The 22817-nt window shown below is 58.9% G+C and carries 23 protein-coding genes; 12 read left to right on the forward strand and 11 right to left on the reverse strand.

Going from position 1 to position 22817, the window contains the following annotated elements; all coding sequences use genetic code 11:
• Positions 1 to 150: 150 nt before the first annotated feature.
• Positions 151 to 1752, forward strand: coding sequence for a BCCT family transporter (locus RA27_RS20060; protein WP_039543118.1), 1602 nt, complete (start codon positions 151 to 153; stop codon positions 1750 to 1752).
• A gap of 90 nt (positions 1753 to 1842) precedes the next feature.
• On the opposite strand, the gene RA27_RS20065 is transcribed toward RA27_RS20060, so the two are convergent.
• Positions 1843 to 2085, reverse strand: a complete 243-nt coding sequence (locus RA27_RS20065) for a hypothetical protein (RefSeq protein ID WP_039543119.1) — start codon at positions 2083 to 2085, stop codon at positions 1843 to 1845.
• 877 nt (positions 2086 to 2962) lie between these two features.
• Between RA27_RS20065 and RA27_RS20070 the strand changes: the two genes are divergently transcribed.
• A complete protein-coding gene (locus RA27_RS20070) occupies positions 2963 to 4612 on the forward strand; it encodes a VPLPA-CTERM sorting domain-containing protein (RefSeq protein ID WP_039543121.1) in 1650 nt (549 codons plus the stop codon).
• A gap of 162 nt (positions 4613 to 4774) precedes the next feature.
• Here the strand turns inward: RA27_RS20070 and rpsO are convergent, their stop codons facing one another.
• From rpsO to rbfA, 6 genes are all read right to left on the reverse strand, one after another.
• Positions 4775 to 5044 (reverse strand): 30S ribosomal protein S15, encoded by a 270-nt coding sequence (gene rpsO, locus RA27_RS20075; RefSeq protein WP_039543122.1) that lies wholly within the window; start codon positions 5042 to 5044, stop codon positions 4775 to 4777.
• 144 nt (positions 5045 to 5188) lie between these two features.
• Positions 5189 to 6217, reverse strand: a complete 1029-nt coding sequence (locus tag RA27_RS20080; RefSeq protein WP_039543123.1) for a calcium-binding protein — start codon at positions 6215 to 6217, stop codon at positions 5189 to 5191.
• A gap of 96 nt (positions 6218 to 6313) precedes the next feature.
• Positions 6314 to 6817: a DUF1643 domain-containing protein gene (locus RA27_RS20085; protein ID WP_039543124.1), complete on the reverse strand. Its 504-nt coding sequence runs from the start codon at positions 6815 to 6817 to the stop codon at positions 6314 to 6316.
• Between the two features lie 21 nt (positions 6818 to 6838).
• Positions 6839 to 7744, reverse strand: coding sequence for a tRNA pseudouridine(55) synthase TruB (gene truB / locus RA27_RS20090; RefSeq protein WP_039543126.1), 906 nt, complete (start codon positions 7742 to 7744; stop codon positions 6839 to 6841).
• A 54-nt stretch (positions 7745 to 7798) separates the two neighbouring features.
• Complete coding sequence (locus RA27_RS20095; RefSeq protein WP_039543127.1) at positions 7799 to 8542, reverse strand: phosphodiester glycosidase family protein; 744 nt, start codon at positions 8540 to 8542, stop codon at positions 7799 to 7801.
• On the reverse strand, positions 8539 to 8934 hold the full coding sequence (gene rbfA / locus RA27_RS20100) for a 30S ribosome-binding factor RbfA (RefSeq protein ID WP_010438628.1): 396 nt from the start codon (positions 8932 to 8934) through the stop codon (positions 8539 to 8541). The genes RA27_RS20095 and rbfA overlap by 4 nt, the downstream gene beginning before the upstream one ends.
• 91 nt (positions 8935 to 9025) lie before the next feature.
• Between rbfA and dapB the strand changes: the two genes are divergently transcribed.
• Both dapB and RA27_RS20110 read left to right on the forward strand, forming a co-directional pair.
• Positions 9026 to 9835 (forward strand): 4-hydroxy-tetrahydrodipicolinate reductase, encoded by an 810-nt coding sequence (dapB, locus tag RA27_RS20105; protein WP_039543129.1) that lies wholly within the window; start codon positions 9026 to 9028, stop codon positions 9833 to 9835.
• A gap of 60 nt (positions 9836 to 9895) precedes the next feature.
• Positions 9896 to 10558: a DUF2306 domain-containing protein gene (locus tag RA27_RS20110; protein WP_052265404.1), complete on the forward strand. Its 663-nt coding sequence runs from the start codon at positions 9896 to 9898 to the stop codon at positions 10556 to 10558.
• On the opposite strand, the gene RA27_RS20115 is transcribed toward RA27_RS20110, so the two are convergent.
• The 3 genes from RA27_RS20115 to RA27_RS20125 are packed head-to-tail and all read right to left on the reverse strand — an operon-like array spanning position 10545 to position 12933.
• Positions 10545 to 11213: an ureidoglycolate lyase gene (locus tag RA27_RS20115; RefSeq protein WP_039543132.1), complete on the reverse strand. Its 669-nt coding sequence runs from the start codon at positions 11211 to 11213 to the stop codon at positions 10545 to 10547. The genes RA27_RS20110 and RA27_RS20115 overlap by 14 nt on opposite strands.
• Positions 11210 to 11800, reverse strand: coding sequence for an HD domain-containing protein (locus RA27_RS20120; RefSeq protein WP_039543133.1), 591 nt, complete (start codon positions 11798 to 11800; stop codon positions 11210 to 11212). The genes RA27_RS20115 and RA27_RS20120 overlap by 4 nt, the downstream gene beginning before the upstream one ends.
• On the reverse strand, positions 11797 to 12933 hold the full coding sequence (locus RA27_RS20125; protein ID WP_039543134.1) for a gamma-butyrobetaine dioxygenase: 1137 nt from the start codon (positions 12931 to 12933) through the stop codon (positions 11797 to 11799). The genes RA27_RS20120 and RA27_RS20125 overlap by 4 nt, the downstream gene beginning before the upstream one ends.
• 99 nt (positions 12934 to 13032) lie before the next feature.
• On the opposite strand from RA27_RS20125, the gene RA27_RS20130 reads away from it, so the two are divergent.
• Positions 13033 to 13893, forward strand: coding sequence for a LysR family transcriptional regulator (locus tag RA27_RS20130; protein WP_039543135.1), 861 nt, complete (start codon positions 13033 to 13035; stop codon positions 13891 to 13893).
• Between the two features lie 3 nt (positions 13894 to 13896).
• Here RA27_RS20130 and RA27_RS20135 read toward each other — a convergent pair whose 3' ends face one another.
• Positions 13897 to 14079 (reverse strand): DUF1674 domain-containing protein, encoded by a 183-nt coding sequence (locus RA27_RS20135; RefSeq protein WP_039543244.1) that lies wholly within the window; start codon positions 14077 to 14079, stop codon positions 13897 to 13899.
• Positions 14080 to 14170: 91 nt separating this feature from the next.
• Between RA27_RS20135 and RA27_RS20140 the strand changes: the two genes are divergently transcribed.
• The 7 genes from RA27_RS20140 (at position 14171) to RA27_RS20170 (ending at position 22633) form a co-directional block, all read left to right on the forward strand.
• Complete coding sequence (locus RA27_RS20140) at positions 14171 to 15430, forward strand: RsmB/NOP family class I SAM-dependent RNA methyltransferase (RefSeq protein WP_039543137.1); 1260 nt, start codon at positions 14171 to 14173, stop codon at positions 15428 to 15430.
• A gap of 88 nt (positions 15431 to 15518) precedes the next feature.
• A complete protein-coding gene (locus RA27_RS20145; RefSeq protein ID WP_039543138.1) occupies positions 15519 to 17258 on the forward strand; it encodes a heparinase II/III family protein in 1740 nt (579 codons plus the stop codon).
• A gap of 22 nt (positions 17259 to 17280) precedes the next feature.
• A complete protein-coding gene (purH, locus tag RA27_RS20150) occupies positions 17281 to 18870 on the forward strand; it encodes a bifunctional phosphoribosylaminoimidazolecarboxamide formyltransferase/IMP cyclohydrolase (RefSeq protein WP_039543140.1) in 1590 nt (529 codons plus the stop codon).
• On the forward strand, positions 18870 to 19340 hold the full coding sequence (gene lspA, locus RA27_RS20155; protein WP_039543142.1) for a signal peptidase II: 471 nt from the start codon (positions 18870 to 18872) through the stop codon (positions 19338 to 19340). The genes purH and lspA overlap by 1 nt, the downstream gene beginning before the upstream one ends.
• A gap of 50 nt (positions 19341 to 19390) precedes the next feature.
• Positions 19391 to 19906, forward strand: coding sequence for a DUF3035 domain-containing protein (locus tag RA27_RS20160; protein WP_039543144.1), 516 nt, complete (start codon positions 19391 to 19393; stop codon positions 19904 to 19906).
• An 85-nt stretch (positions 19907 to 19991) separates the two neighbouring features.
• Positions 19992 to 21332: a pitrilysin family protein gene (locus RA27_RS20165; RefSeq protein ID WP_039543146.1), complete on the forward strand. Its 1341-nt coding sequence runs from the start codon at positions 19992 to 19994 to the stop codon at positions 21330 to 21332.
• Positions 21329 to 22633, forward strand: coding sequence for a pitrilysin family protein (locus RA27_RS20170; protein ID WP_039543147.1), 1305 nt, complete (start codon positions 21329 to 21331; stop codon positions 22631 to 22633). Before RA27_RS20165 ends, RA27_RS20170 begins: the two co-directional genes overlap by 4 nt.
• The last annotated feature ends 184 nt before the right edge of the window (positions 22634 to 22817 follow it).

The raw sequence follows: 22817 nt of genomic DNA on the forward strand, positions 1-22817 counted from the left end.
ATATTTGGTGAAAATTTAGTATCCGTATAGGCTGAAACCACCATACCTGCGGTCGAAACGACGGAAACGCGCCAAGGGAATATAAATATCACCTCCGTCCGCCGGTCGAATACCTTGGCGTTTGCATGTTGCGAACAGAAGGGCAGACGCATGGCTGAAACCAAGAAAATGCTGGATCCGGACCCCCGGATTTATGATTTTGAGACCGAATACGAGCTTGGGCAGGACAACGTCCGCCCGTTCGGTCTGGACATCCACAACCCGGTCTTTTTGATCTCAAGTATCCTGATTTTCGCGTTCGTCCTGATCGCGTTGGCAAATCAGGAGGCCGCGGCTACGTTTTTCGGCTGGCTCCGGCCCTGGCTGACCAGCACGTTTGACTGGTTTCTGGTGCTGTCGGTCGATGCAATCACCCTGTTCTGTCTGGTTCTGATCATCCTGCCGGTGGGCAAGGTGCGGATCGGCGGCAAGGACGCGCAGCCCGACTATTCCTATGCCGGCTGGATCGCGATGATGTTCGCCGCAGGCATCGGTATTGGCCTGCTGTTTTTCGGCGTGATGGAGCCGGTCTATTACAACTTTGCCGAGGGCGGAAACGCGGTACCGCTGGGTATCGATATCGCGGTGCCGGGGAACGAATATGCCGGTGTCATGGGAACGATCCACCATTGGGGCCTGGAAGGTTGGGCGGTCTACGCGGCTGTTGGTCTGGCGCTTGCGATATTCAGCTACAATCTGGGCCTGCCTCTGACCTTGCGCTCGGCCTTCTATCCGATCCTGGGCGAACGTGTCTGGGGTTGGTGGGGTCACATCATCGACACGCTGGCCGTGTTTGCCACGCTGTTTGGTCTGACAACTTCCCTTGGACTGGGCGCGCAGCAGGTTGCATCGGGCCTGTATGAGGTCTTTGGTATCGAACCCAGCCCGACGGTGACGGTTCTGTTGATCATCGGCATTACGCTGATCGCGATGGGCTCGGTCCTGCTGGGCATGGATGCCGGTGTGAAACGGCTGAGTGAGATCAACATGATCATGGCCGTGGGCCTGTTCATCTTTGTGATTGTAGTCACCGGCGTCGGCACTGCGATCGCCAGATACTTCAACGTCATGGTGGACTACGTGCTCCATTTGCCGGCGCTCTCCAATCCGTTCGGTCGGGAAGACACAAGTTACTTCCATGGTTGGACGACCTTCTATTGGGCCTGGTGGATTGCATGGTCGCCGTTTGTTGGCATGTTTATCGCCCGCATTTCCAAGGGTCGCACGGTGCGGGAATTCATGATCTGTGCGCTGTTGGCCCCGACGGCGGTCTGCGCCTTGTGGATGTCGACCTTTGGCGGTGCTGCCATCGACATGCTGAACACAGGTGGCGCCGAAGGTGTCCGGGCCACGGTGATTGACAGCTATGCCCCTGAGGGCGCGCTGTTCGGCTTCCTGAAAGAGCTTCCGCTTTATGGCATCATCGCGCCCATTGCGCTGGTCCTGATCGTGGTGTTCTTTGTCACCTCGTCCGACTCGGGCTCACTGGTGATCGACACGATCACCGCGGGGGGCAAGATGGATGCGCCGGTGGTGCAGCGCGTGTTCTGGTGCACGCTTGAAGGTCTGGTTGCCATTGCGCTGCTGCTCGGAGGAGGCCTCGCCGCGTTGCAGGGCGCTGCCGTCTCGACGGGTATCCCGTTTACACTGGTGGTTCTGATTATGTGCTATTGCCTCTGGCTGGCGCTGAAATCGGAACGCTCGAAGATCTAAGCGTCACAGTCTGAAAACACGAAACGCCCGCCGGAAAGGCGGGCGTTTTTTGTATCCTCGCGGGTGTCGGTACTCCCCCGCCAATCCGTATCAACACCTCCGTCGGCGGGCAGCCTGCGCGTCCTGTCGAGGCGCGTCCTCACCCGCGCGCTGGGTGGGATAACCCATCTGTTCGTCCTTTAGAATTCCTCGGAGGACGGCCGCGGTTCCCGCTTTTGAAATCGACTTTCTCATGACATCCAGTTCGGATGGCATCGCCGATGTATGGGCCGTGTCGGAATCGTGAAACATCTTGGCTGCAAACACCCGGTTCAGAACAGTTTTCAATGGCATTATTCAACTCCAGCATAAGTTGGGTCGTCAAATCTCTGCCGCTGCGGGTCAGATCCGAGCCACCTGAGGGAAGGGCTCAAAGACCATCTTCCGTGAGCGGAAACCCGCAGCGACATGGCGCATGTAAGGAAGAGTTGATCCTGCGTCAGGGGGAAGAAAACGGTGTTTTGCATCATTTTTTTATCGCGTGGTAAAAAAATGAAAGCATTGCTTACGCTTGCGTCAACTTGCTGAACCAGCCCCCCTTGTTTCGCGACGCTGCGTCACAACTCAGGTTCTGTGGGTAGGGACCTCGATGGATGTGTCGAAAAACATCCGAACATAGCGTTGTGCCAGATGAATGCCCTGTTCGTCGTGGGTTGATCTGTCACCAAAGAAAATGGACGCACCCACCACAGGCGCGCCCAGTAAAAAGGGAGGACTATGAAAAACCTGACGCCCGAAACAAAAAGAGGCGCCTACTCACTAACAATCTCAGGATGACGCAAGTCTGGAGACGGATCAGTGAAGTGGTTCACATGAGGTGAAGAATTTTGTCTTCGTGCAATAACGATAACAATTCGAAGCTTTGCGTCGAGGTAGAGTATTCTTGCAGAGAAGACGTTTACGGTGTGTCGAACATCGGGCCAACTTCGCAAGATATGGCTGAAGAACTGGCGATTTCTTTGCTCAGAGCAACGACGCCTTCATTGGGTGTCACTGGTCACACAAATCAAGAATTCGCTTGAGACCACTCTGGGCATTTTATGCAGACTTAACCCCTAGTTAACTGGATTTAAGTCTGACCAAATTGTCGGATTGTTTGCAAATTAACTAAAAAATGGTACCCTACTCTCATTCTGAGTGTTTTTTCTGAGTGCTTTTCTGGGGGAAAGTTATGGTTAAACTGCTTACAGGCGCTTCATGCGCCGCAATTCTCATCGCATCCCAAACGCAAGCCGCGACGGTAACCATCGGCGATGGTGTTGTCTATCCAGCGAACGGATTGGACGGTGGTCAAATAGATGCAGGTCGCAGCGGAAATGGTTCTGTAACCATTGATGGCGGAGATGTTGTCACGCTGGAAAGCGGAACATCATCTGAGGAGTTTGCAGCACGCCCCAAGATAGACGTGGGTGATGGCGGGGTTGGTACCGTCACCATAACCGGTCTGGGGACCACGGTGAACCTGAACGGTACGAACTCTGGTTCCAAGCTTGAGGTTGGCACTTTTGTAGGCAACGCCGGGACTTTGGAAGTTCTTGATGGGGCCACGATCAACATGACGGATGATGGTCCAATTTCGGGTGACGACAACGAGAATGTCTTCCTGCAGTTTGGTGAAGATCAAGCTGATGGCACGCTCCGAATGAACAATGGGACGATTAATGCCTCCGGGCACAGCCGGGTTGGTCTGTTGGTCGGCGTTCACGGAAATACCGCAATCGCCGGGAATGGTGTCATCGACATGACCGATTCAACGATCGACATGACAAACCTCACCACGACGCGGGAAAGCTTCATGGTTATAGGGGATCAAAGCAACGGTACCGCTGATATAAGCATGGTGAATTCAGATCTCACTATGACCACACCCAACGGAAGTACCTATATTGGGCTTGGAACAGATGGTGGATTTGGTGATATTTCAATGGTATCAACCTCAAATTTTACGGTAAACGCTGACGGAATAGACGCAGTTTTTGGGGAAGGTGCAGGCTCTCGTGCAATAATGTCTGTTCAAACCGGTTCCACTGCCACATTGCACTCAACAGGTGAGGTTAATCTTGAAGTCGGACGTAGTGCCGGAAGTCAGGGCGTTGTTTTGGTTGGCTCTGGAGGCCTTTTTGAAGTCCACGGTACATCTGGTCGCGTGCAGATAGGTTCTGATAGTGCGACTGCGGAATCTGGTTCTGCTACTTTGTTCGTCTCAGATGCAACTTTCGACTCGAATGTCGGTATTCAGCTTGGTTCAGCTTTCTCTGGCACCAACAATCAGACTGGCGAAATTCGAATGAATACCGGTGTGGTCCGAGCTCCGGAAGTTGTCGTTGGTACAGGCGGCAGTATTACCGGCACCGGTACGATCGATGCAGTACAAACGGTTTTGTCCGGTGGGTCTATTTCAGCGGGTTTCTCGCCGGGGATACTCGAATTTACCGGTGATCTGGAACTGCGCAGTGGATCAATGCTGTTCGAGATAGGGGGCACTGCCCCATCTCTATTCGATTCAATTCTGGTGGGTGGCCGCCTGTTTGCGACCGACATTTTCGATATCGAGATTAGTTTCATTGACGGCTTCCTGCCATCGGAAACGGACAGCTTCGAGCTTTTCAGAGCAGATTCGATAGATTCAAGTTTCTTTTCGTTTGCGAACTTTTCGTCGGATTCTCCATTCTCGTTTGAAAACAACAATGGGTCGTTGAGCTTAAGTTTTGCAGAAGTTTCACCTGTTCCGGTTCCAGCGGGTTTGCCGATGTTGCTCACTGCTTTAGGGGTGACCGCAATACTTCGAGGTCGTCGTAGAACAACGCTGAACGGCAACTAGGTTTCTACCCAGAAGCCTTCGACGATAAAAAACTCTAGGCCAAAACTATTGATCGGGGGGACAAGCAAATACGCCCGCCGAATGGCGGGCGTACAAGATGTACAATTTGTACAATTTGTACAAACCGGCTTTCAGCGCTTGTACAACACGAACAAAACGCGTTTAGCGGCGGATGCCCAGCTTTTTGATCAGGTCCTGATAACGTGCTTCTTCTTTGCCCTTCAGGTAGTCCAGCAGCTTACGGCGCTGGGCAACCATCTTCAGCAGACCGCGACGACCGTGGTTGTCTTTCTTGTGGGTCTTGAAGTGTTCGGTCAGGGTGGTGATGCGCGAGGTCAGGATGGCAACCTGGACTTCCGGCGAACCGGTGTCGCCGTCCTTGGTGCCGAATTCTTTCATGACGCGTGCTTTTTCAGCGGCAGTGATCGACATCGGGGTCTCCTTTGAAAGGTTAGAGTTGATGGCGCAGGCCGGGATGTCGTCCAGCACAGGCCCATGGAGAAAACCGCACCGATTCCGATGCGGATGGGCGCGTATAAGCGCATTTGTGGTAAATGGCAAAGGGATTCTGCTGGCTCAGCCGTTGAAGGCGTATTGTGCCAGTTGGGCTTCGGTCACGAACTGAATATCCTCGGCCGTAAGACCTTCTGCACCATAGAGTTGCGCGACCTCTTCGCCGTTGACCCTGACGTGCGTCAGGCTGCTGTTTTCACTGTCTGGCTCGATGATCAATTCCGGATCTTCAGGGCTGTCCCATGTGATCAGCAGCTTGTCGTGCCCAAGCTGGAAATCCATGATCGTCGTGGCCTCCTGTTCGGATTCCGACTGCACGACGATTTCATCTTCGCCGTCTCCGCCGGTCACCACATCGCCGCCCTCAGCCAGGATGACGTCATCCCCGGCGCCGCCGTTCAGGAAGTCCGATGACGCCTCACCCGGACCATCATCGCCGGTCAGGATGTCATTGCCGTCCCCGCCGAACACGGCATCCTCGCCCGCGCCGCCTGCGAGGTGATCGTCGCCGTCCCCACCTTGCAGCGCATCATCCCCGTCTCCCCCGTTCAGAGAGTCATCGCCCTGACCGCCAAACAGCCGGTCATCGCCACCGCCGCCGTCCAGTTCATCCGCACCGAAATGGCCGTAAAGGTCGTCATGTCCCGACATGCCGTTCAGGATGTCGTCGCCATACTCACCATGGAGGACGTCATTGCCCATGTTGCCGATCAACGTATCCTCTCCGATACCGCCGTACAGGACATCATTGCCGCCGCCGCCATCGATAATGTCGTTGCCTGCATATCCGTTGATCTGATCGTTGCCGTCCTGTCCGGTCAGATCATCCGAACCCTCATCGCCCGCGATGACGAGGTGACCCTCATACTCGGATATGACTTCGCCCGGGTCAGAGCCGGTTTCGTCGGGCGAAACGGGTTCCTCGATATTCTCGTCCACGTCAAGGAAGTCGCCTTCCGGCACTTCGTCTTCAACGGTCTCCTCAATCCGATCGTCTTCGTTTTCACTCTCGTCTTCCGGGAGTAGAACGTCGCTTATCGCATAGGCCGCACCGCCCATGGCGGCCATCCCGAATAATCCGATCAGAAACATGAGACCCCTCCGCAAGCGCATCTGCCCCGAGTGTAAAACATCTCATGCTGTCAACGGCTTGGTCAAAGCGAAGTTGAGGGCGTGGTTAACCCTTTGTCACCAGGGTTCCGGTTGCTGCGCATAAGCGATGTAGAGCGGGTGTTTGGGATGGCCGTCCTTGGTCAGCCCCAGATGAAACAGCGGTTGCCCGGTGCCGCGCAGCAGAGCCTCGACGCAGGGGCCGCGATTCAGATGTGTTCCATGCGTTCCCCAGGCGGCGATGACCCGATCGGCCCAGCCGGCGCCCTCCAGAATCGCGGTATCGTTTTCAGGCCCGACAGGATCAGCCGCGGCACGCATCTTGCGCGGGTCGGTATCGCGCCACGCAAAGATGTTGGTGACCTGAAACGCACCAAACCCCAACGTGCGCGCGCGCCGCTCACAGCGTTCTACGGTCGGGTCATTCTGAACCTCCGTCGCGGTCGAGGGATTCAGCATCACGAACAGCGCCTTTTGCCCGGACGGGTCCCAGATACGGGTCAGGCTATAGCGATATTTCTCGCAATCGGAATAAACGGCGGTCGAGGGCGCGTCGCCCTTGGTGTGGGAACGGGTGATCATGACGGTGGCCTAACACGGCATTCAAACAACGAACACCCGGCTGGGATGCAATTCGCCGGATTTGTAAATGCCGACGGCCACGGCCTTGCCGTCCAGCGAAGCCCAGGCCTCGTCGCCGTATTCTACGTCCGAGGCCAGAACCATGCCCGGATTTCCATTGCGCAGGCGGGCGGCGCCTTCGGGGGTGCATTTTAGCTCGGGCAGGTCCGACAGGCCGGTTTCCAGCGGGTGAAGGTAATCGTCCAGCGCGGTGGTCTTGGCCATTTCGTCGATCTGCTCGATGGTCAGGCCGTCTTCGGCCTCGAACGGACCGGACCAGATGCGGCGCAGTTCCCTGACATGCCCGTGGCAGCCCAGCGCGTCGCCCAGATCGCGGGCGATCGAGCGGACATAGCCGCCCTTGCCGCAGGTCATCTCCAGCACCACGTGGTCTTCATCAGGGCGGTCAACAAGGATCAGCTCTTCAACCCAGAGGGGGCGGGCCGACAACTCCACATCTTCGCCATCGCGGGCCAGCTTATAGGCGCGTTGCCCATCGATCTTCACGGCCGAGAATTTGGGAGGCACCTGCATGATATCCCCCAGAAACGGGGCGAGCGCCTGTTTGATGTCCTCGTCCGAAGGGCGCGCAGAACTTTCCGAGATAACTTCGCCTTCGGCATCGTCGGTATTGGTCGCCTGTCCTAATCGCACAGTGAATGAGTAGGCTTTCAGCGCATCGGTGATGTAGGGAACAGTCTTGGTCGCTTCGCCCAATGCCACCGCCAGAACGCCGGTTGCTTCGGGGTCCAGAGTACCGGCATGGCCCGCTTTCTTGGCGTCCATCGCCCAACGCACCTTGTTGACGACCGCGGTCGAGGTCATGCCTGCAGGCTTATCCACCACCAGCCAACCGGAAATGTCTCGACCCTTGCGTTTGCGTCCCATCTTGCACCTTGAATCTTGCTGAGGCGCGCGGCCTAGCGGATCGCTTCGACGCTGTCAATTTCCGGGCGTATCTTCGACGACGCCCACGATAGGCCCCAGCGAGAATCCGGCATCGGATCGGTTGCTCGCGCGATCATACATGCGTGAGATATTGCCATCGAAGAACAGCGCATTCGGGGTGTTCAACACGTCGCGGAACAGGCTGCCGAACTCGTGGAAGGTGACGTAATCGTCCGATATGGCAAAAAACGCCCGCGTTCCATCCGCGTTGGTTCCGACCCCGTTGCGCACATAGAGCGAGGTCGAATCCGGCAGGAATCGGGGGTGCAACTCTCCGTCGATGACAAGCATCGGGCCGGACTGGGTGGCGAACCGGCACTCCGGTGCTCGATCGATGTAATCCAATGTCTCAAATACATCGGCGCGTCCGTCGCGAATGCAGAACACACCGTTGGGCAACAGACCGAAGTTTCCCGGACCCGCATTCGGGATCACACGCATCTGTTCTTTGCCATCCTCAACAAAATGACCCACGGGAGAGCGATCATCATGATACATGCCCGCGTTCATCGCAAAGGCCAGACGCTTACCGTCAAGTGCCAAAGCTTCGTTCACTGACGAGAAATGGCCCAACAGGTCGCCATTCTCATCGTTCAGGAACAGGCGCAAATCTTCGGATGCCGCGTCTACCTCGCAAATGGTGTAGCGCTTGTCCTCGTGGGTCAGCTTTTCACAAGTCACTGCCCCAGCCTGTGCGGCCCAAACAACTGCGCCTAATGTGACAGATAGGCGGATCACTCGTCCAGATCGCGGCGCACCGCGTCCTGTTCGAACATGCGACGGGTGTCGTCGAGACGGTCGAACGTGTCATCCAACCGGAACCGCAGATCGGGAGAGAATTTCAGTCCGACCTTCTTGCCGACCATGCGCCGCAATTCGCCTTTGTTGCGGGCGAGCAGTTCGATCACATCCTCTTGCCCCTTGCCGCCCAATGGCAGCACATAGGCAGTGGCGATCTTCAAATCGGGCGAGGTGCGCACCTCGCCCACGGTGATCGACATGCGGTTCAGGTCGGGGTCGTGGACATCTCCGCGCGCCAGAACCTCGGACAAGGTACGGCGGATCAGTTCGCCGACACGCAGCTGTCGTTGGGACGGGCCGGGGCCATCGTGGAATTTGTTCTTTGCCATAAACCCCGATCTAAGCGCAAAGCAGGGCTTTGCCAAGCGGGTGCGAACGGGGTAGGAGGCTTTGAGCCGACTTTAGAAAAGGACCAGCGCAATGACCCATATTCCGGGGATCGTCATTACAGGGGCTTCGGGCCGTATGGGGCAGATGCTGATCAAGACCGTCACCGACAGCGATCAGGCACGTCTGGTTGGCGTAGTTGAGCGCAAAGGTCATGATTGGATCGGTCAGGACATCGGCGAAGCGATGGGGGGTCAGGCGCTGGGCGTCCATGTGACCGACGACCCGCTCGAGGCGTTTGCGCAGGCGCAGGCGGTGATCGACTTCACTGCGCCCGAAGCGACGCTGGAGTTTGCCGCTTTGGCCGCGCAGGCGCGATGTGTCCACGTGATTGGCACCACCGGCATGAGCGACGAACAGGTCGCGGCGCTGGAACCTGCGTCGCGCCATGCTGTGATTGTGCGGGCAGGCAACATGAGCCTTGGGGTCAACTTGCTGGTGCAGCTTACCAAAAAGGTCGCCGCGGCACTGGACGAAGATTTCGACATCGAGATCATCGAAGGCCACCACCATCACAAGGTCGATGCGCCATCGGGCACCGCTTTGATGCTGGGTGAGGCTGCCGCCGAAGGGCGCGGCGTCAAACTGGCGGATGTGGCCGATCGGGGTCGCGACGGCATCACTGGCGCGCGCAAACGCGGCGATATCGGCTTCCACGCCATTCGCGGCGGGGACATCGTGGGCGAACATGACGTCCTGTTCGCCGCGCCGGGAGAACGCATCGTCTTGCGCCATCTCGCCACGGACCGCGCCATATTCGCCCGCGGCGCGTTGAAAGCGGCGCTGTGGGGGCAGGGCAAGGCCCCCGGCCAGTATGACATGGTGGATGTGTTGGGGCTGTAAGCCATAGACGCATCGTCAATCGACGCTAAGCTCTGGCATATGCGGTTTGCGAAATCCGGAGTGGCAATCAATGCCTTGATTGCGGTGTTCTACCTGACACTGCTGCCATTCGTGTCGCATGGCTTCAGTATGATCCGCATCGGATTGTCCGAGGACGCCGCCCTGCAAAGCTATCTGTTCACGGATGAAGCGCGCGTCGGCAACGCAGCCATGATGCTGCATATCTTCGGTGGAACGCTGTTGGTAGCGTTGGTGCCACTGCAACTGATCCGTGCCCTTCGCCAGAGGTTTAACCGGTTTCACCGGGCATTGGGTGCGGTGCTGATCGCACTAGCGTTGATTACCGGTTTGTCTGGAATGACCTACATCCCGCTGCGCGGAACGATCGGCGGGCCGGTTATGTCTGCCGCGTTTTTCCTGTATGGGCTGTGCCTGTTCGCCTCGGCCTTGATGCTGGCTCGGATGGCGCGGATTGGGAACCGCGAAGGGCACTGGGCCTGGGGTTTGCGGTTGTTCTGGCTGGCACTTGGGTCATGGCTATACCGTGTGCATTACACGCTTTGGTACCTGCTGACCGGTGGAGTGGGGTCAGAGCCTGATTTCTCGGGCCCTTTCGATCTTGTGCAGAACTTCGCGTTCTTCGTGCCTTATCTGCTGGCGGTTCAGCTGTGGATCATTCGCAAGCGTTCTGCGCATCAAGGGGTACTGGCTACAATTCCCTGACCTTGTCCGCCCGCAACGGGCAGGCGAGATAGACACCGAACTCTTTCCCGATATCAGCGCTGACCCGGGCATGAACAGCCCCCTGACGGTCAAGGAAACGCTGGTTGTCTTCGACCGGGAAAATCCCCTCGTGCCAGATGCCAGGATGGATATAGAGGCCACGCGAGCCATCACACCAGAACGCCACCACTTTTTCTGGCGTCAGGTTGTCGCCGGGCAGGGCGGCGGGAACGATGAATGGCAATTTGTCCAGCGGCCAGAACATTTGCCCCCCGTCGGGGTGATAGTTCATATGCCACAGCAGAACCTGATCGCGCGGTGCGGTTTGACGGTCGGTCTGCGCCTGTTGTGGATCGGCGGACCAGCCCAGAACGTAATGGCCTTTGACGGCCTCGTTCTCGCCATAGAGCACATCACCCTGCCAGTCGCATTTGAAGGTGCCTTCGACCCAGCCGCCCTCGTCGCCGGTCCCTTCGTCGATGGGCCGCCAACCCTGTTGTGGCCAGCGGGCAATCTCGATTTCGAAGCCGTCAGGGTCATCGACCAGACAGCCATAGCCTTTGACCGAGGTGTCCGTGGCCCGGATCAGCGGCACCTCGTGCCAGGGCAGCGACGGTTTCGAGCTGGCTTCAAAGATGTATTCCGGGGCGTTCATGATGCCCCCAGATGCCTGTCTACCATCCGCTGCACCATCGGAGCGAAATGGGCGAAATCCGGGGTCTTCATGTCAGCGCGTTTGCCGGCCTCGTCCAGATAGCGCACCTGAATGATCTCTTTCAGGTTTGGGTTGGCCTCGAATTCGGCAACTTCCCTTGCGTTCATCGGACCGCCCTGCAGTTCGAGCGTATGGACCGATGCGGCGGACAAACGGTTGAAGTACTCGGGTTTGGTGGCGCAGAGATACCGCTTTGCTGCCACATGGTATCGGCAGCAATCGGTAATGACCGAAGGGAAGAACTGCTCCAGCACTTCGGCGCCTGCGTCTTCGTGATGGCGGTCCTCGGTATCGTCGGGGTGATAGGTGCCGAATTCGGATGTGAAATGGCCGATATCATGTAGCAGCGCGCCGACGATGATTTCTTCGGCCTGTCCGTTCTGTTCAGCAATGGTGGCGCCCTGCAGCATATGCTCGGCCATGGTGACGGGCTCACCCAGATATTCCTCGCCGCCTCTGCGCTCGAAGATATCGCCGATGAAAGCCACGATGTTGTCCCGGCTCAGAGTGGAAAAATCAGGTTTCATTCTGCCGCCTCCGGCTGTGCCATCTGCATGGCGGCCAGTGTCGAAAGAAGCCCGTCCTTGTCTGCGTAGCAGCCCTGCAACCAGCGTGAGCCTGCACCGGAATAGCCCAATCGTGCGTGTAGCACGCGAGTGTTGTCGACGATGAAGCTTTCCCCCGGTTCCAGCTTGAAGGACACGCCCATCGCGGGGTCGTCGATGATCTCACCCAACTGACGATAAGCGGCGTAGTAGGCCTCCATTTGCTCAAAGGGCACGTCAACGAACGGGGCGGAGGATCGGTTGTTGAAGCGGATGCCGATCAATTCGCCATCAGGTGACAGTTCGATCATTGGGCGGCGCGATTGCAGGCAGACGCCGTCCGAGCCTTTGTATTCGAACCGCGCCGGATAACCCGCCAGCAAGGCAAATCCCGCGGGGTTCTGATCCCGTAGACGCTCGGCGGCGCGGAAGCCGTCGACCACGATGGAATCGCCACCCTCGGCCGAGTTCTCCAGGCAATAGAGAATCTGTAGCGTCGGCACCGGATCGCGGTAGGGATTGTCAGTATGCGCCTGCAGACCCAATCCGGTATAGGCGAGGTTGGTCGGGTTCACTTCGGTCCGGACCTCGAAGTAAGGGCCATAGTTGGTTTCGCGCACGTATCCGAACAGATCGGCCACTTTCAGCAGCGATTCAGGTTCGGTCGGACCACCTGTCAGCTTCGCAAAGCCGTATTCGGCCACTGCGGACAGCCAGTCGCGCTTGGCCGCCGGGTTGGTGTGCACCGCGTTCCAATCGCCGCTCGGCGCGCCGATACCGCGCTCCCAAGTTGTGATGCCCGGGGCTATGCGGCCGATCTGGCGGTCCTGAGCGCAATCATAGACGTGTTCGGCCAACCAACTGGCCGGGAATGTCACGGTTTTGTCTTCGGGCAGGAAGGTGACGCGCAGATCGCCGCCCTCAACCTCCGCTGTGCTGATCGAAACGTCGGCGGGAATGTCGCCGATGGTGATCAGGCGCTGGCCGTTACCCGGTGCGCGGGTTTCGGGGTCCAGCGCGTTGTCGCGCAACCAGATGGCGTGAAAGCGGGATTGGGTGCCGTTGGCGAATTCTACGGTGACCATCGAGGGGTCATGGGTGGCAGAGCGCAGCATGGGGAATCTCCTGTTCAGCGCGGGCTTTGCTTGAGGAGATACGGTGCCTGTGGCATTACTACAATTAATCCTTCTTTCTGCTTAGACTTGGAAAAACTTATGGCTAAGAAAAATGTCGGTCTGCCGCCACTGGATTGGCTGCGCGTGTTCGAGGCTGCCGGGCGACTGGGTGGCTTCTCTGCAGCTGCACGCGAGTTCGGGCTGACGCAGGCGGCCGTCAGTCAGCGGATCGGTAACCTTGAGGCGTGGTTGGGCCGGTCGCTGTTTGTGCGCGAGGCGCGGGGCGTGTCACTGACGATTGAAGGCGAAAGCTATCTGCCGCTGGTGCAGGACAGTCTGCGGGCTCTGGAGCGCAATACCGAGGATCTGTTCGGCAAATCCCCGCGGGAACTTCGGGTTGCGGGTTTGTCGTCGCATATTCACGCTTTGGTTCTGCCTGCATTGTCAGCGTTTCTGGAGATGCGACCGAAAGTTCGCGTCATGACGGATTCCATGGCGCGCCGGTCTTCGCTTGAAGAAGAACGGACATGGCTGCAAATCCGCTATGGTCGCGGCAATTGGGCAGGACGCAAGGCTAAGCTGATCGCGCCCGAGATACTGGCGCCGATGGCTGCCCCCGGCGTGAGCTGGGGCGCGCCCGTGATCGAACTGCGCGGCGAACGCCCCGGCTGGCAGGACTGGGCGCAGGTTGCAGGGATTGATGAATTGCCAGCGGGCCGGATCAGTTTCGATTCCGTTGGCCATGCGATCACCGCGGCGCGGCGGGGTATGGGGGTTGTGCTGGGGTCGGTCCCTCTGGCTGCAGGCAGCTTGCAGACTGGCCGATTGTGCAGGCTGGACCTGCCGGAGCTGAAAACCAAAGACGGCTATTGGTTGACGTGGCCGGAAGACCGGGTGCGCTCCAAACGGCAGCGCGCATTGATTGACGATTTCCTTTTGGCCCTTCGCGGGGTTGCGTGAGGCTCAGAAATCGATGGCGATGCCTTTCTTCTCCCAATCCCCATAGCGGGCCGGGTCCGGGCCATCGCGCCCACCCAGTTCCTTTGGCATGACCCTGGCCTCGGCTTCGGCCTTGCGGCGACGTTCTTCGGCCTCGGCCAGTGCTCGCTGGGCTGCGGGGGGCAGGTCTTTGCGTTCGTCACTCATGACATTGGGTTCCTTTCCGTACAGGGCCTTGATATACGCCCTCGTCCGCCCAAGGCAATGCGGGCGCAGGTCATGAGATACAGGCAGGATCATGTCGAACTCCGCAACAGCCGCGCGGCGCAGCGCAATCTATCTACTGGATCAGATACTGGGTGAGGGGCGGTTGCTTCCTGAATGTCTGGCGGCAGGCGCGCTGGACCGTCTTGCTCCCGAAGATCGTGCGCGTGCTCAACGATTGACGATCGAAACCTTGCGCGGCTTGGAACGCGCCGACCGGCTGCTGGCCGACCATCTGCGTCAGACACCTGCGCTGACGGTTCACAATGCCCTGAGGTTGGGTACTGTCGAACTGTGTCAGGGTGAGGCCGCGCATGGGGTGGTCAATTCGATGGTCGAGATCGTGGGCCGCTCTCGCAAGCATGGTCGGCTCAAGGGTCTGGTGAATGCGGTTTTGCGCAAGATCGCAGCTGAAGGGCCGGATGCGTGGCCGAAGATGCGCGTACCTCGCCTGCCGGAGTGGTTGCGCGAACCGTTGATCATGGCGTGGGGAACAGATGCCGTGAAAGGCATGGAACAGGCGCATTTTGCGGGCGCGCCGCTGGATGTGACGTTGAAACCGGCTGGCGGAGCACCGGGTGGCGAGACCCTGCCAACGGGTTCGGTCCGATTGCAGGATGCGGGACAGGTATCGGCCCTGCGGGGGTACAAGGACGGAAATTGGTGGGTTCAGGACGCAGCGGCGGCGATTCCTGTGCGAGTGCTGGCTCCGAAAGCCGGGGAAAAAGTGCTGGACCTCTGCGCGGCGCCCGGGGGCAAGACGTTGCAATTGGCTGCTGCGGGGGCAGAGGTTACGGCACTGGATATCTCTGACACGCGGCTGGAGCGGGTGCGGGAGAACCTGAAGCGGACAGGCCTCAAGGCAGAGGTCATTGCAGGTGATGCGCTGGACCATCAGGGCCAGTACGATGCCATTCTGCTGGATGCACCCTGTTCTGCAACAGGTACGATTCGGCGTCACCCTGATTTGCCTTTCGCCAAAGACGGCTCGGAATTCGGCGGGTTGATCGAGTTGCAGGCACGGATGCTTGCCCATGCGTGGACCTTGCTGAAACCCGGTGGGCGGTTGGTGTATTGCACCTGTTCGCTGTTGCCGGACGAAGGTGAGGTGCAGATCGAAGAGGCCTTGGATCAGTATCCAGACATGCGGATCGACCGCGCCGCACTTGAGATTTCGGGTGTCGAAACAGATTGGATAACCGAAGAAGGCGGCCTGCGACTGCGCCCGGATTTCTGGCCCGACAAGGGCGGCATGGACGGGTTCTATATCGCCTGTCTGAACAAATCCGCCTGACGCGACGCTTTTCGATGACTTGACGCGCGGACCGGTCTATCGTGTGCTCAAGCGCCCGCAGAGCGCAAGGGGCAGAATCGCAAGCGTCATGTCAAAATCGGACACAATGGCCAATCGCTGGATGCGGTTTCAGAACCGCCTTTACGCGCGCCTGAGCCAACGGCAGAAGGCGGTTGCGGGATTCGTCAGCCAGCCTGAGCCGCGCACGGTCGGTTCATTTGCACGCGGACGACAACTGGTGGCCGGGAATCTCCTTTTCGCAGGATATCTGGTCGAGGCGGATGACACCGATCTCTGGGATGTTGCTGCACCCAGTCCGGATTTCGATGACGAACGCCACGGTTTCATCTGGCTGGATGATCTGGCAGCCGTGGGCGATATGCGCGCCCGGGACAAGGCACAGCGATGGGTCTGGGGCTGGATCGATGCGCATGGGCGCGGGAGGGGTCCCGGCTGGGCGCCGGACCTGACCGGGCGGCGGGTGACGCGCTGGATCAACCACGCGCAATTCCTGCTGCGCGGCGCTGATGAGGCGCAAAGCAGAGCTCTCTTTCGCTCCTTGGCACAACAAACATGGTTTCTTTCCAAACGCTGGACAGCAGCAACACCGGGGTTGCCGAGATTCGAAGCGCTCGCCGGTCTGGTTCAGGCTGGTTTAGCCTTGGAGGGGTTAGAGCAGAAGGCTGACCCTGCCTTGCGCGCACTGGCCCGGGAATGCGACCGCCAGATCGATGCCGAGGGCGGCATTCTCACCCGCAACCCAGAGGAGCTACTGGAGGTCTTCACCCTGCTGGCCTGGACCTCAGCCGCCCTTAGCGAAGTTGGCCGGGGCACGCCGGCCTCTCAGACCGGGGCGATCAAACGCATTGCGCCGACGTTGCGCAATCTGCGCCATGCAGACGGATCACTGGCCAGGTTTCACGGGGGCGGTCGCGGGCTTGAAGGGCGACTGGATCAGGCTCTGGCGCAAAGCGGCGTCAAACCGCAGCAGCATTCGGACCTGTCGATGGGCTATGCGCGATTGGCGGCCTCGCGCACTACGGTTCTGGTGGATGCTAGTGCACCCCCGAAAGGCGCGGCATCATACAATGCCCACGCCTCGACCCTTGCGTTCGAGCTGACCTCGGGCCGCCGTCCGCTTATCGTGAATTGCGGCTCAGGCGGCAGTTTCGGTCAGGACTGGCGCCGGGCCGGGCGCGCAACCCCGTCGCATTCGACCCTCTGCGTCGACGGGTACTCCAGCGCCCGGCTTGCTGAAGTTGCAAGCAGGCCCTCGCACGAGGCGCTGGTGGACGGCCCGCAGGATGTGCCTGTGGATTTCGAAGACGCTTTCGAGGGTACCCGGTTCATGGTCGGTCACGACGGCTATGCCAAGGTGTTCGGCTTGACCCATGCGCGAACTCTGGAATTGCGCTTCGATGGGCGCGAACTGGTGGGTGAGGATATATTGCTGACCGCAACCGACAAGGCCAAGCGGCAGTTTGACCGGGCGATGGATGCGGCGAACCTCAAAGGGATCGCGTTCGATATCCGTTTTCACCTGCATCCTGACGTCGATGCGGCGTTGGATCTGGGTGGTGCGGCGGTTTCTATGGCGCTCAAAAGCGGCGAGATATGGGTTTTCCGCCATGATGGTGTTGGAAAGTTGTCAGTCGAACCAAGCGTTTACCTGGAAAAAGGCCGATTAAAGCCGCGCGCGACAAAACAGGTCGTTCTATCTGGCCGCGCAATGGAGTATGCGACGCGCATCCGGTGGACGCTCAGCAAGGCTCAGGATACAGCCTATGCCGTGCGGGATACGCACCGGGACGAGCCCGTTTTCGACTGACGCCAAAAGGATCTTTGGACCCATGACCGACCTTCACCCCGTGCGCCGCGCGTTGCTTTCCGTTTCCGACAAGACCGGATTGATCGAACTGGGCAAGGCGCTGTCCGAGCGCGGGGTCGAGTTGCTTTCGACTGGCGGTACGGCCAAAGCGTTGCGCGATGCTGGCCTTGAAGTCAAAGATGTGAGCGAGGTCACCGGCTTCCCCGAAATGATGGATGGCCGGGTCAAGACGCTGCACCCGATGGTGCATGGTGGTCTGCTGGCCCTGCGTGATAATGACACGCATGTTGCCGCCATGGAGGAACATGGAATCGGCGCAATCGATTTGCTGGTCGTGAACCTCTACCCGTTCGAGGCCACTGTGGCCAAAGGCGCTGCCTATGACGAGTGTATCGAGAATATCGATATCGGCGGTCCGGCAATGATCCGTGCGGCGTCGAAGAACCATGCCTTCGTGAACGTCGTGGTGGATGTCGAGGATTATTCGTCTCTGCTGGATCAACTGGAAGAGAATTATGGCCAGACATCCTATGGGTTCCGCCAGTGGCTTGCGCAAAAGGCTTATGCCCGCACCGCCGCTTATGACACCGCCGTATCCAACTGGATGGCCGATGCGTTGCAGCTTGAGGCCCCCAAACGCCGCGCTTTTGCGGGGGAGCTGAAACAGACCCTGCGCTATGGTGAGAACAGCCATCAGCAGGCGGCGTTCTATACCGACGGCTCCGGCCGCCCCGGCGTTGCGACCGCAGTGCAGCATCAGGGCAAGGAACTGAGCTATAACAATATCAACGACACTGACGCGGCGTTCGAACTGGTGGCCGAGTTTGACCCGGCGGACGGTGCCGCATGTGCCATCATCAAGCACGCCAACCCCTGCGGTGTCGCCAAAGGCGCGACTCTGCTTGAGGCCTACAAAGCCGCGTTCGACTGCGACCGCACTTCGGCTTTCGGCGGGATCGTGGCGCTGAACCAGCCGCTGGATGCGGAAACTGCGCAAGAGATCACGGGTATCTTTACAGAGGTCGTGATAGCTCCGGGTGCGTCGGATGAGGCCAAGGCAATCTTTGCCGCAAAGAAAAACCTGCGCCTGCTGACCACCGAGGGTCTGCCCGATGTGACTGGAGGTGGGAAAACCGTGCGCCAAGTGGCGGGCGGGCTGCTGGTACAGGACAAGGATAACGGCTTTGTCGGCATGGATGACCTGAAGGTCGTCACCAAGAAGACTCCGAGCGATGAACAAATGCGCGACCTGTTGTTCGCGTGGAAAGTGGCGAAACACGTCAAATCCAACGCCATCGTTTATGTCAAAGACGGCGCGACCGTCGGTGTTGGCGCGGGGCAGATGAGCCGCGTCGATTCCGCGCTGATCGCCGCCAAAAAAGCGAAACGCATGGCAGACGCGCTGGGCTTGCCGCAACCGCTGACCATCGGTTCGGCCGTGGCCTCGGACGCGTTCTTCCCGTTCCCTGACGGGCTGATGGAGGCCGCCGAGGCCGGGGCCACCTGCGTCATCCAGCCCGGCGGTTCGATGCGCGATGATGAGGTGATCGCGGCTGCGGACGAGGCCGGTCTGGCGATGGTCTTCACCGGTATGCGGCATTTCCGTCACTGATGCGCAGCCCGCTCCTCCTCTGGGCCGGTCTGGCCGCGTTTCTGATCGACCAGATCAGCAAGTATCTGGTCGTGCATGTGCTGCGCGTGGCGCAGGGCGATATCGACGTTTTGCCGCCGCTGCTGATCTTCAAATACGGAGAGAATCGCGGCATCAACTTTGGGCTGTTTCAGGGTAACTCGGACGCCGCCCGCTGGGTGCTGATCGGGATTTCTCTGGCGATCTGCCTGGGCGCCCTAATCTGGCTGGGGCGCATCGCCCCTACGAAGTTTCAGCAATTCTGCGGCGGTCTTCTGATCGGCGGCGCGCTGGGAAATGTCGTGGACCGGGTGCTTTACGGATACGTTCTGGATTTCCTGAACATGTCATGTTGCGGCATCGACAATCCGTTTGTGTTCAATCTGGCCGATGTGTTCATTTTTGCGGGAGCTTTGGGCTTGGTTCTGTTCGACGGCAAAAAGCCCTCGTGACGCGCCCGGTGATATGCGATAAAAGCGCCTGAAACTGGCTGGAGACACTGATGCGTATGCCACGCGCCATTCTTGTTCTGACGCTCGCTGCTTCTGTTGCGGGCTGTTCCGATATTGGTTTGCGCAATCTTGAACCGCCGGGGCAGGGGCCGGACGAATTCTCGGTGCTGCCGGTCAAACCGCTGACCCCGCCCAAGGATTACGCCTTTCTGCCCGCGCCCACGCCGGGCGGTGCGAATCTGACCGATCCCAACCCCAAGGCCGAAGCGGTTGTGGCGCTGGGCGGCAGTGAGGCCGCGCTGAATCCCAATACGCCTATCCCCGCGAGCGATGGTGCGCTGGTGACGGCCTCAAGTCGGTATGGCGTTCCGGCCAACACGCGCCAGGTGACCACCGAAGAGGACGCAGCTTTCCGCAAGCGCAAAGCGCGCTGGACCCGGCTGCGTCTGTTCCCGGTTGACCGGTATGCACAGGCCTATGACCGCGAGGCCATCAACGCGAACAATGCAAACGAAGCAGCGCGCCAGCTTGGGATTGAAACGCCTTCGGCTCCTCCGCTTGAATGAATTCTTCTTAACTTTCCGTCATTGGCCTTGAACCCCGGCGGCGCCACCGTAGTTTGAACACCAGAAACGAAACGGAGGATGCCCCATGGTTCGGGCCCTGGCATTGTCGGCTGCCCTGATCGCCGCCACCCCCTTGTTCGCCAAAGAGGGGCACGAGGCGGTCACCACTTTCACGCTCGATAACGGCATGGATGTCGTGGTTGTCGAAGATCACCGCGCGCCGGTGGTGCAGCATATGGTCTGGTATCGGGCCGGGTCCGCAGATGAACCTATAGGATCTTCGGGTGTGGCGCACTTCCTTGAACACCTGCTGTTCAAGGGGACCGACACGATGGAGCCGGGCGAATTGTCTGCGACCGTCGCGGCCAATGGCGGCAATGACAATGCCTTTACTTCGTATGATTACACCGCTTACTTCCAGCGCGTCGCTGCTGACCGCCTGGAACTGATGATGCGGATGGAGGCGGACCGGATGCGCAACATCCGCCTGACCGAGAATGATATCGCCACCGAACGCGACGTGATTCTGGAAGAACGCAACCAGCGCACTGAAAACAACCCCCGGTCTTTGTTTGGCGAACAGATGAGTGCGGCGCAGTATCTGAATCACCGCTATGGCGTGCCCATTATCGGCTGGAAGCACGAGATGGAAGAACTGGACATGGGCGATGCGCTGTCCTTCTACCAGACCCACTATGCGCCCAATAACGCCATTCTGGTCGTTACGGGCGATGTCGACCCGGATGAGGTCAAGACGCTGGCAGATCAGTATTACGGTGTGATTCCCGCCAATCCGGATTTGCCAGAACGGGTTCGCTCGCAAGAACCTCCGCAGACAGCAGAGCGTCGCCTGACATATAAGGATGCCCGTGTGGCACAGCCCTACGTGCAGCGCAGCTATCTGGCGCCCGAGCGTGATGCCGGAGCGCAGGAAAAAGCTGCTGCGTTGTATCTGCTGGCCGAGCTGCTGGGTGGTGGCACCACATCCTATCTGAATGAAAAGCTGCAGTTCGACCAGCACAAGGTGGTCTATACCGGCGCGTTCTACCGGGGCGTCTCGCTGGACGACACGACCTTTGATCTGATCGTTGTACCTGCCGAGGGCGTCTCGCTGCAGGAGGCCGAGGATGCGATGGATCAGGCTGTTGCCGACTTCATCGCCGAGGGTGTGAACGAAGACGATCTGAACCGTATCAAGATGCAGCTCCGCGCCGCGCAGACCTATGCGCGCGATAATGTCGACGGGATCGGAAATCGCTATGGCCGCGCGCTGACCAGCGGACTGACGGTCGAGGACGTGCAGGCCTGGCCCGATATTGTGCAAGGCGTCACGGGGGATGAAATCATCGCTGCGGCCCGCGAAGTGCTGCAGCCCGAAACCTCCGTAACCGGCTGGCTGATGCGCGACGATGAGGTGACGCAATGAAACGGATTATCGCAACACTGACCGCGCTGATCATCGCCGTTCCCGCATGGGCGGAAATCGAGATCGAGGAAGTCACCTCACCCGGCGGCATCACAGCATGGCTGGTCGAGGATCACTCGATCCCTTTCACCGCTCTGGAACTGCGGTTTCGTGGTGGTACTTCATTGGACGACCCGGACGCACGGGGTGCGGTTTATCTGATGAGCGGCTTGATCGAAGAGGGTTCAGGCGACATGGATGCCCGAACGTATGCGCGGGAACTTGAATCTCTGGCGGCATCGTTCAGCTACCGGGCGACGGATGATTCGGTCTCGATCTCGGCACGGTTTCTGACCGAGAACCGGGATGACGTGGTCGATCTTTTGCAGACCACGATTCACGACCCCCGATTTGATCAGGAAGCGATCGACCGGGTGAAGGCGCAGGTGATTTCAGGCCTGAAATCAGACCAGACGGACCCAAGCGATATCGCCGGACGCCACTTTGCTGAAATGGCCTATGGGGATCATCCTTACGCATCGGATGGCAAGGGTACGATTGAAAGCGTCTCGGGCCTGACCCGTGACGATATCGTCGCCGCCTATGACAATGTCTTTGTCCGAGACAGGCTTTATGTCGGCGCTGTCGGCGACATCACGGCCGAAGAACTGGGTGTATTGCTGGACGAATTGCTGGTGGATCTGCCAGCAACCGGAAAACCCATTCCGGACAAGGCAGAAGTAACAATCGATGGCGGTGTGAATGTGGTGGACTTCAACACTCCGCAATCGGTTGCTCTGTTTGGACAGAACGGCATCGACCGTGACGATCCCGATTTCTTTGCGGCCTACGTCCTGAACCACATTCTGGGTGGCGGCGGTTTTGAAAGCCGCCTGATGCAGGAAGTACGTGAGAAACGTGGCCTGACCTATGGTGTCGCGACCTATCTGGTACCCAAGGATCTGGCTTCTGTTTATCTGGGTTCGGTCTCGTCAGCCAATGACCGCATCGCCGAGGCGGTCGAAGTGATCCGTCAGGAATGGGCGCGTGCGGCTGCCGAAGGCGTGACGCAAAAGGAACTGGATGACGCCAAGACCTATCTGACCGGAGCTTATCCGCTGCGGTTTGACGGCAACGGCCAGATTGCCGGGATCATGGTGGGGATGCAGATGGAAGATCTGCCAATCGACTATATTGCGACTCGCAATGACAAGGTAAATGCGGTGACGTTGGAGGATGTGAACCGGGTGGCGTCCGAACTGCTGGACCCCGACGGGCTGCACTTCACCATCGTCGGGAAACCGGAAGGGTTGGACGGCTGAGGTCGTCCATCCACCCACTGCCGAACAGACTTACTTGTTGTTATTGATTGATTTTTCTTGGATTCAACGCCAATGGGTGATGCGAGCCACCGGCGAAAACAGTAACTATGTGACCCTCTGAAGTGCGCTGCGCCGGATAGAGGATCGGCAAATCTCCGCCTTAAGTAATCGTTAACTCGTCTTG

The organism is Ruegeria sp. ANG-R (genome assembly GCF_000813985.1).
Classification (GTDB): domain Bacteria; phylum Pseudomonadota; class Alphaproteobacteria; order Rhodobacterales; family Rhodobacteraceae; genus Ruegeria.